Here is a 7600-nt window from a genome sequence, read left to right as displayed (position 1 = left end):
TGCCCCTCGACTTGCATGTGTTAAGCCTGCCGCTAGCGTTCATCCTGAGCCAGGATCAAACTCTCCATTGTATAAAATGTTTTGTTCTAAATCTTTAGCTCTAATCTCAAAGGTATTGTTTGAAATCACTCTCCGAAGAGAGTGGGAAAACTTTAGCTGCTCAAATACTTCAAAGAACGCTGTCCGTTATATTGCTATAAAGAACATTTCTGTTTCTGTCGGAGGGTTGCCCCTCCCGGTTCCGTCCGCTGCTTTCGCAGAGCGGAAAGTGGTGCAAAGGTAAAAAGCTTTTTTGAAACCGCCAAATCTTTTCGGAAGATTTTTTCAGAAAATTTTTCAGAATCTTTTCTTAAGCCGAGCGCAAAGGCGAACGTATTCGGACTTTGCCAAGGCAAGAAAAGTTGCATGTGAATGAACCTTTTTCGCTTCTTCGCCGACAAGGCGTCGTTGTCAAAGCGGATGCAAAGGTAATTCAAATTTCCGAAACTCCAAAAAATCCGGAACTTTTTTCAAAACTTTTTCAGAACCCGTGTCGCTTCGGAGGGTTGCTTTCTCTCTCGAAGCGGGTGCAAAGATAAAGGTTTCCGGATGTTATTTCCAAATATTTCAGCGACTTTTTTTTGACATTTTTCCGCGCTTTTTTACACCCGGCTATAAGTCAGGAAGTTAGTTATGAAAAATTTTTACTATATTTGGCTTCATCGCAGATGCTGCACCCCGGCAATGCCCGAACTTATTTGGCATTGCGTTCGATTTGCGTTATCTTTCGCCTTGCAATCGGGTCCCCGGACGACACAGCAACACCGGAAAGCCCGCAGTACGAATTCATACACAAAGATTCAATAGGATGCGAACCCTTATATTATATATAGGTATATTGGGGGCGGCCTGCACCCAGCAGCGGGAACAGCTACGCACGGGCGACCTGCTGTTCCAGGCGGGCAGCGAGTCGGCCATGAGCAGCGCCATCGCAGCCGCTACGGGCAGGGATGAAGCGTTGAAGTTCACCCATGTCGGAATCGCCGTCATCGGCAGCCGGGCCGATTCGGTACTGGAGGCCACCTCCGACGGCGGCGTGCGCATGACCGTACTCAGCGACTTTCTGAACAAGTCCGCCCGGCTGAATGGTCGGCCCGTCGTCGTTGCCAAACGCTTGAAAGACACCGCAGGCATCGCCGCTGCCGTCGCCCGCGCACGCACGTTCCTCGGACAGCCCTACGACTATTCGTTCCGCCCCGACAACGGGAAGCTATATTGCAGTGAATTGGTATGGGAAAGTTACCTCGCCCCCGATGGCCGTCGTTTGTTCCCGGCGCAGCCTATGAATTTCCGTGCCGCCGACGGTTCGATGCCGCCGTTCTGGAACGAGTTGTTCGCAAAACTGGGCGAAGAGATTCCCGAAGGATTGCCCGGCACCAATCCCAACGACATGTCGCGCGACACCTTGCTTACCGAGGTTTTCCGTTGGTTTTGAAAGCCGTGCCGCCGTCCCAGCTATCTGCCGCCGCTCCGAATCCGCCTTGCCGCAACACCACAGCAGCAAATCCGCCGCTCTCAGTTCGCCCTGCCGCCGCTCCGAACCCGTCGCGGCTCAGACAATCCGTTCGACCGTAATGTCCTGCGATTCCCGTAGCAGGTTGACGAATTCTTCCTCCTCGGCAATGCCCTTGGCCCGAATGACCAGCGTCGCCCGGTAGACGGTCGCACCGTCCATGCGGGTCGGTTCGATTTCGTAGGAGATGACCGTGTATTTCGAGGTCTTGAGTTTGTTGAACATGGCGTCGATTACCTCGCGGCGCCCCGACGAGTAGACTATCAGCGTGCGTTTGCGACCCAGCCCGCCGAAAAAGAGGGTCAGCGCTTCAAGCCCGAAAAGCGTCAGCAGCGTCGCCGCCCCGGCCACTACATACATGTGCGCACCCGCCGCCAGCCCGATGCCTGCCGTCGCCCACAGGCTCGCAGCCGTGGTCAGCCCGCGCACCAGCTGACGGTGCAGAATAATCGTTCCGGCGCCGATAAAGCCGATGCCGCTGACCACCTGCGCCGCAATCCGTCCCGGGTCGAAGCGCAGTCCGTCGTGCGTCGCCAGCAGGTCCTCGAATCCGTATTGCGACACAATCATCATCAGGGCGCTGCCCAGCGCCACCAGGAAATGGGTGCGGAATCCCGCATCCTTCACCCGGTATTCGCGGTCAAGGCCGATAATCGTGCCGCACAGACCCGCCGCGCACAGCCGCCAGATAAAATTCCATTCCATGTTTTTTCCTTACAGCCAGCCGTTGTTGGCCGCCACCCGTTCGCGGACGATCAGTGCGATTTCGCGCGACACGGAGGTCTGGCCGATCTGCGTCGAAAGGCGGACCGTCGCCACACCCGTTTTCGAGCACGCAACAACAAGTTTGCCATTGCGCACCGCCAGCGTCCCGATGCCCAGCCGATCCTTCGCCTCGGGCGTCGCTTCCGCTTTCAGCAGTACTCCGGTCGAGCCGCCGAAATAGCGGTCAAGCGGGATTTCGCTCTCCTTGCCGCGTTGTACGTACACGCCCGGCGTTCCCTGGATATTCAGCAGCAGCAGATAGGCATCCACATAGCCCGCTCCCATCTTCTTGCGGTAGTCCGTCAGATTGAGCAGCGACACACCGCCGTTCACATCCATAAAAGGTTTCGAGCCTTTCATATAACCATCTATGTCGTGTACGCTGCTCAGCAGCAGCGATTTGAACTGCGCAGGCGTAAAGCGTTTCCCGAGTTTGGAGGCATACGCAAGCCCCAGCGCCGCCACGCCCGACACATGGGGACAGGCCATCGAGGTGCCTTGCATGTAGCCGACCGACGCTTTCCGGCCGTCGCGGAACTGCATCGCAGGGTCTTCGAGTATCGTGCTCAGCACAGCGCCCTCTTCTTCGTACAGATAGTCGCCGCCCGGAGCCGTAATGTCGACCCAGCTTCCGTAGTCCGTATAGTAGGCAGGTGTGAAGTCCGGGGCCATCGACGCCACGGCCACCGTCGGCGAGTAGGCCCCCGGCCACATCATCTGGTCGCCCACTATGTCGCCGTCGTTGCCCGCGGCGAAAATCACCAGCCCGCCGTTCAGCGGTGCGTTCGGGTCGTCGGCACCCGCATACTTTATAAAATAGTCCACGGCACGTTTCTCCATCCCCTGGGCGATGCCTGCCCATTGGGCCTCGGTCTTCAGGTTCGTGCCGTAGCCCCAGCTGCACTGGGCAATCAGCGCGCCCCGGTCGGCCGCATAGACGAACGCCCGGGCCGCCGCGTCGTCCGCATCGTTGGCCGGGTCGCCGTCGCTGTCCAGAATCTGGCACGACATGATTTTGACGCCGCCTTTGCCGTCGGCTCCGCCCGCTATGCCGCAGACGTCGATTCCGTTGCCGTTGACCGCCGCAATCGTTCCGGCCACATGGGTCCCGTGGTCAGCGTACATCCACTCTTTGTTCTCGCTGTCGTAATAGTTCCCCTGCCAGTTGAGTTTGTCCGTGCGGTTGCAGAAGTTGTAGCCATGGAGGTCATTGCCGAACTCCGCATTTTCGCCCGCATGGGGATTGACCCACATATTGGCCGCCAAATCGGGATGGGTGGACTGCACCGGTTCGTCGAGCACCGCCACCACGATTTCGGGCGAACCCGTACAGAGTTTCCACGCGTCGAACAGATTCACGTCGCACCCCGCCTTGAACTGGAATACGAAGTTGCCGTAGGAACCCAGCGTCTTGTTCCCCGTGTTGTTATAGTGCCATTGGTCGGGCAGGCACGGGTCGTTGGCGGGCATCGCCGCACGCGTCGCAGGACGGGCCGCGGCGGCAGGAACCATCGGCCCCCGGCGCCCCGACTCGATGGGATGTCGGTACTCCACCGCCGAAACGCCCTCCACACGGCTCAGCAGCCCGGCCGCCGCGGTCAGCTCCTCCTCGCTGTCGAAACGGACCGTATACCAGCGGTGGAGCCCGAACTCGCGGTGCCGCTGCTCGTAGCGTGCTTCGTAGGGAAATACCCGGGCGAACCGCTCGGCCCCGATGCGCTCCAGCACAAGGTCCATGTCGGCCACGCCCGAACGGGTCATCGCTCCCCCGCCGCTGCGCGTCGCTGCCTGCGCCGTCTCGATACGCTCGGCCAGCCCGTCGGTCACTTCGACGGACAGGCACCCCGCAACAGCCCCCTGCGGCACACTGAGAATCTTCGCGCCGGACTGCGGAAGCATCTTATCGGAGGCGGTCTCCGTAGCGTCATTCGCACAGGCGGCAAGACCGAGCACCGCCGCTATCCATATCAGTCGTTTCATATCCTTTAATTATAAATATCCGTTTTTGCGCCGGAACACTCCGACCGCCGATAAAGGTAGGAATTTTTCGGTGAAAATCATATTTCGGCCGCCGGATTTTGCAATTTGCCGCCGAACGACTATATTTGTCTGAACATCCAAAACTTCCGAATCATGATGCGACTTTTACAATACGCTTTTCTCGCGTGCGCCCTCTTGTGCTCCTCGTGCAAGAACGACAAGGATTCTGTCCCCACGATTGAGCCCGCCGTGGGCATCGAAATCGCAGACTTCGCCGGGGAATGGCGTCTGAGTGCCTGGTCGGGCGGCACGGACCTCGACAAGGAAATCTATCTGCGGCTCAACGCCGACCAAACTTTCACTCTCTATCAGAACATCGTCTCGCACGGATTCGAGTGCTTCGACGGCACTTTCACGTTCGATTCGCAGAGCGCACTCATCCGCGGCACCTACGCCAGCGGCACCCCGTGGGGGGGGGAATACATCATCGGAGCGCTGACCGAAAACAGCATGCAATGGCAGATGGCCGGGACCAGCGACATCGCCACCTACACCCGCAGCGTCATCCCCAGCCTACCGCTCCAACCCGCCTCGCGCAGCGGCAGCGTACCGTTCCTGTAACAAATACAACAAAACAGCAGAACCTCGGTTCTGCTGTTTTTCGTTCTGGCATAGCGAACGCAACCAATCGGCGTCATGTCATTCTGAATATCTACCCCCTGCTTTCCATACTTTCGATGGAAGGGTTCGTCGCAGTAACGTCCTGCTCGATCTGCTGCTGCGTAGGCGCTTCGCCTGCGGCGGCAGGAGTGATGCGCTTCCCGTTCTCGGGCATGTTCTGCGTCACGGTAGGAATGCGCATGGCGCATCCGGGACGCGTATCGGCGGGGGTCATCTTGTTATTCTGGCCAGGCATGGGCTTGCTGCAATCGGTCTTTTCCATAATCGTCATTTTCCTGCGACCGCTGCAAAACACGTACCGCCCCGAAAAGAAGCAGGCGGGGAACGCCGAAACGCTCTCCGCCTGAAAACAGCTGCCGTCCCCCGATTCGGGCCGTCCGACCCACTACCGGAATCTTGCAACCATCGGACGGCCCTGCCTGCGGTGACCCGCAGCCCGGCCGTCGGCTACATTGCTATTTGACTGCTTTGACGATTGCCGCAAATGCTTTCGGTTCGTTCATCGCCAGGTCGGCCATCACCTTGCGGTTGAGCTCGATACCCTTGGCGTTGAGTTTGCCGATAAACTGCGAATAGGTCATCCCCTGCGCGCGGACCGCAGCGTTGATACGCGTGATCCACAGCGAACGGAACGTCCGCTTCTTGAGCTGGCGGTGTGCATAGGCATACTGCAAACCCTTCTCGACCGTGTTTTTCGCTACGGTCCAAACGTTTCCCCTTGAACCAAAGTTACCCTTGGCAAGTTTCAGAACTTTTTTTCTGCGTGCGCGGGACGCAACGGCATTGACTGAACGTGGCATAGTCTGAAATGTTTTTTTAAGAGCTGTCAGCGACGCGGTTCTCCCGCGTTCTTCGGGGCTGATTCGCTCCGGTTAATAATTTTGCCCGACGGTTATTTAACCAGCAGGTTCTTGATTTTGGCCTCGTCGGCCGGCGAAACGATCCCTGCGTAGCAAAGATTGCGTTTCTGCTTAGTCGTCTTTTTGGTCAGGATGTGACTGTGATAAGCGTGCTTACGCTTGATCTTTCCTGTGCCGGTGAAGGTAAAGCGCTTCTTCGCCGCGGCATTGGTTTTCATTTTCGGCATTGTCGCAAACAGTTATTTAGTTAAACATAGCCTGCAAAAGTACTATTTTTTTCGCATTCTGCAACCTTTTTTGCACGCATAAAACAAAAATTCTTCGTATCTTTGACTTTGTCTTGGATACCCGGGCCCCGGCGATGCCCGAATAAATTCGGCATCGCGTTCGGCTCACTCGTATCCTCGATTCACCCACATGTTGAAAGCAATACTCGTATCTATGTCTCTGCTCTCGTTTTTCGGCTGCGGCCGGACCAAGACTCCGGAATATCCCACCGACACACTGACGGCGCGCGACGGCACCGAATTCACGCTTACGTTCTTCCAACACGCCTCGATAGGCATCCGGATCGGCGGCCACCATATATATATCGACCCGGTGGGCAACTTCGCGGGCCAGCCCAAAGCCGACCTTATCCTGCTGACCCATTCGCACAACGACCATTTCGACCTGGCGACCGTCGAGAAACTGCGGACCTCGAAGACCGACATCCTCAGCGACCGCACCACGGCCGAAGCGTTCGGCATGGAAGGGCACGTGATGCGTCCGGGCAGCATCGCCACGCCGCGCGACTATGTGAAAATCGAAGCCGTAGCCGCCTACAACACGACCAAGGAACACCAGCAGTTCCACCCCAAACTGCGGGAAGACTGCGGCTATCTGCTGACCATCGGCGGCACACGGATCTACGTGGCGGGCGACACCGAACCGACGGCCGAAATGAAAGCCCTGCGCGACATAGACATCGCTTTCCTGCCTGTCAACCAGCCCTATACGATGACCGTCGACCAAGCTGTCGACGCAGTCAAGGCACTGAAGCCCACCATCTTCTACCCCTACCACTTCGGGCAGACCGAATTCAAGACCGACATGGACCGCCTCGTGCGCGAAGTCCGCGCCTTGGACACCACCGACATCCGCGTCTTCCCGATGGAATAAGCGGGCCTACCCTACGGTACACGCACGTTCGCCGAGTAACAGATTCTTCGTCGCCTATGGCACCACAGAATGACAGAGGGCGGGTAAAAGAACGCAGGGGCGAAGTGCGGAAAGGCTGACGGACCGCACAAAGCAAAAAAAAGCCCGGAACCCACTCAAGGCTCCGGACTTTTCATAAACAGCCGACCGAACTATTTGGCGGCTACGCTCTTGGGCTGGGCCTTGACCTTGAGCGAAGCGAGGCCCTTGACGATATTCTGGTCGGAATTCTTGGCGGCATCGTAAGTCACGCTGACTTCCTTGGCTGCCACATCGACCTGGACGTCTTTGATACCCTTGCCCAGCGAGGGAATGTTGTTCATGATTTTCTGCGCGCAATGGTCGCAGTCGATGTCGGTAACGAAGACCGTCGTCACGGTTTTCTTCTCGGCCGCGGGTTTCGCAGCCATCGTCATGCCTGCGCCCATCACCAGCGCCAGGCAAAGCATTGCAAGTTTTTTCATGGTTACTTAAATTAATTCGGTTATGATTATTTCAACTTCTTAACTACGCTACGCTTGTTTTCCTCCTCCTTGCATGGCAAAAAGATTCTTTTCTTCGT

At 57.2% G+C, this 7600-nt stretch carries 10 protein-coding genes and 1 rRNA gene; 3 read left to right on the top strand and 8 right to left on the bottom strand.

Going from position 1 to position 7600, the window contains the following annotated elements; genetic code table 11:
* Both NFR47_RS06195 and NFR47_RS06190 read right to left on the bottom strand, forming a co-directional pair.
* Nucleotides 1-71 (bottom strand): 16S ribosomal RNA (locus NFR47_RS06195); the annotation flags it as partial.
* A 123-nt stretch (nt 72-194) separates the two neighbouring features.
* Entirely contained in the window at nt 195-407 is a 213-nt protein-coding gene (locus NFR47_RS06190; RefSeq protein WP_251214701.1) for a hypothetical protein, read from the bottom strand.
* Between the two features lie 440 nt (nt 408-847).
* On the opposite strand from NFR47_RS06190, the gene NFR47_RS06185 reads away from it, so the two are divergent.
* A complete protein-coding gene (locus NFR47_RS06185) occupies nt 848-1474 on the top strand; it encodes a YiiX/YebB-like N1pC/P60 family cysteine hydrolase (RefSeq protein ID WP_251214700.1) in 627 nt (208 codons plus the stop codon).
* Between the two features lie 117 nt (nt 1475-1591).
* Here the strand turns inward: NFR47_RS06185 and NFR47_RS06180 are convergent, their stop codons facing one another.
* On the bottom strand, nt 1592-2257 hold the full coding sequence (locus tag NFR47_RS06180; protein ID WP_251214699.1) for an MgtC/SapB family protein: 666 nt from the start codon (nt 2255-2257) through the stop codon (nt 1592-1594).
* A 9-nt stretch (nt 2258-2266) separates the two neighbouring features.
* Complete coding sequence (locus NFR47_RS06175) at nt 2267-4297, bottom strand: S8 family serine peptidase (RefSeq protein ID WP_251214698.1); 2031 nt, start codon at nt 4295-4297, stop codon at nt 2267-2269.
* Nucleotides 4298-4450: 153 nt separating this feature from the next.
* On the opposite strand from NFR47_RS06175, the gene NFR47_RS06170 reads away from it, so the two are divergent.
* Nucleotides 4451-4918 carry a lipocalin family protein gene (locus NFR47_RS06170; protein ID WP_251214697.1) on the top strand — a complete coding sequence of 156 codons (468 nt, stop codon included), beginning with the start codon at nt 4451-4453 and terminating at the stop codon, nt 4916-4918.
* A 91-nt stretch (nt 4919-5009) separates the two neighbouring features.
* Here the strand turns inward: NFR47_RS06170 and NFR47_RS06165 are convergent, their stop codons facing one another.
* The 3 genes from NFR47_RS06165 to rpmI form a co-directional block, all read right to left on the bottom strand.
* A complete protein-coding gene (locus NFR47_RS06165; protein WP_251214696.1) occupies nt 5010-5240 on the bottom strand; it encodes a hypothetical protein in 231 nt (76 codons plus the stop codon).
* Between the two features lie 193 nt (nt 5241-5433).
* The gene (rplT, locus tag NFR47_RS06160) at nt 5434-5778 is read right to left on the bottom strand and encodes a 50S ribosomal protein L20 (protein ID WP_251214695.1); all 345 of its coding nucleotides are present in this window, start codon (nt 5776-5778) and stop codon (nt 5434-5436) included.
* A 92-nt stretch (nt 5779-5870) separates the two neighbouring features.
* Entirely contained in the window at nt 5871-6065 is a 195-nt protein-coding gene (gene rpmI / locus NFR47_RS06155; protein ID WP_251214694.1) for a 50S ribosomal protein L35, read from the bottom strand.
* A gap of 214 nt (nt 6066-6279) precedes the next feature.
* Here rpmI and NFR47_RS06150 point away from each other — a divergent pair, with 214 nt between their 5' ends.
* Nucleotides 6280-6999, top strand: coding sequence for an MBL fold metallo-hydrolase (locus NFR47_RS06150; RefSeq protein WP_251214693.1), 720 nt, complete (start codon nt 6280-6282; stop codon nt 6997-6999).
* A gap of 191 nt (nt 7000-7190) precedes the next feature.
* On the opposite strand, the gene NFR47_RS06145 is transcribed toward NFR47_RS06150, so the two are convergent.
* The gene (locus NFR47_RS06145; protein ID WP_251214692.1) at nt 7191-7502 is read right to left on the bottom strand and encodes a heavy-metal-associated domain-containing protein; all 312 of its coding nucleotides are present in this window, start codon (nt 7500-7502) and stop codon (nt 7191-7193) included.
* Nucleotides 7503-7600 lie beyond the last annotated feature (98 nt).

The sequence above is a fragment of the Alistipes muris genome, from assembly GCF_943193205.1.
Taxonomy (GTDB): Bacteria; Bacteroidota; Bacteroidia; order Bacteroidales; family Rikenellaceae; genus Alistipes; species Alistipes muris.
The sequence above is the reverse complement of the archived record's forward strand: the minus strand, read 5'-3'. Positions and strand labels throughout refer to the sequence as shown.

Excerpts from the sequence above, each read along its gene's own strand:
- rpmI (WP_251214694.1), bottom strand. The coding sequence starts at position 6,065 with ATGCCGAAAATGAAAACCAATGCCGCGGCGAAGAAGCGCTTTACCTTC.
- NFR47_RS06190 (WP_251214701.1), bottom strand. The coding sequence starts at position 407 with ATGCAACTTTTCTTGCCTTGGCAAAGTCCGAATACGTTCGCCTTTGCG.
- NFR47_RS06180 (WP_251214699.1), bottom strand. The coding sequence starts at position 2,257 with ATGGAATGGAATTTTATCTGGCGGCTGTGCGCGGCGGGTCTGTGCGGC.
- NFR47_RS06145 (WP_251214692.1), bottom strand. The coding sequence starts at position 7,502 with ATGAAAAAACTTGCAATGCTTTGCCTGGCGCTGGTGATGGGCGCAGGC.
- NFR47_RS06175 (WP_251214698.1), bottom strand. The coding sequence starts at position 4,297 with ATGAAACGACTGATATGGATAGCGGCGGTGCTCGGTCTTGCCGCCTGT.
- NFR47_RS06165 (WP_251214696.1), bottom strand. The coding sequence starts at position 5,240 with ATGGAAAAGACCGATTGCAGCAAGCCCATGCCTGGCCAGAATAACAAG.
- rplT (WP_251214695.1), bottom strand. The coding sequence starts at position 5,778 with ATGCCACGTTCAGTCAATGCCGTTGCGTCCCGCGCACGCAGAAAAAAA.
- NFR47_RS06185 (WP_251214700.1), top strand. The coding sequence starts at position 848 with ATGCGAACCCTTATATTATATATAGGTATATTGGGGGCGGCCTGCACC.
- NFR47_RS06170 (WP_251214697.1), top strand. The coding sequence starts at position 4,451 with ATGATGCGACTTTTACAATACGCTTTTCTCGCGTGCGCCCTCTTGTGC.
- NFR47_RS06150 (WP_251214693.1), top strand. The coding sequence starts at position 6,280 with ATGTCTCTGCTCTCGTTTTTCGGCTGCGGCCGGACCAAGACTCCGGAA.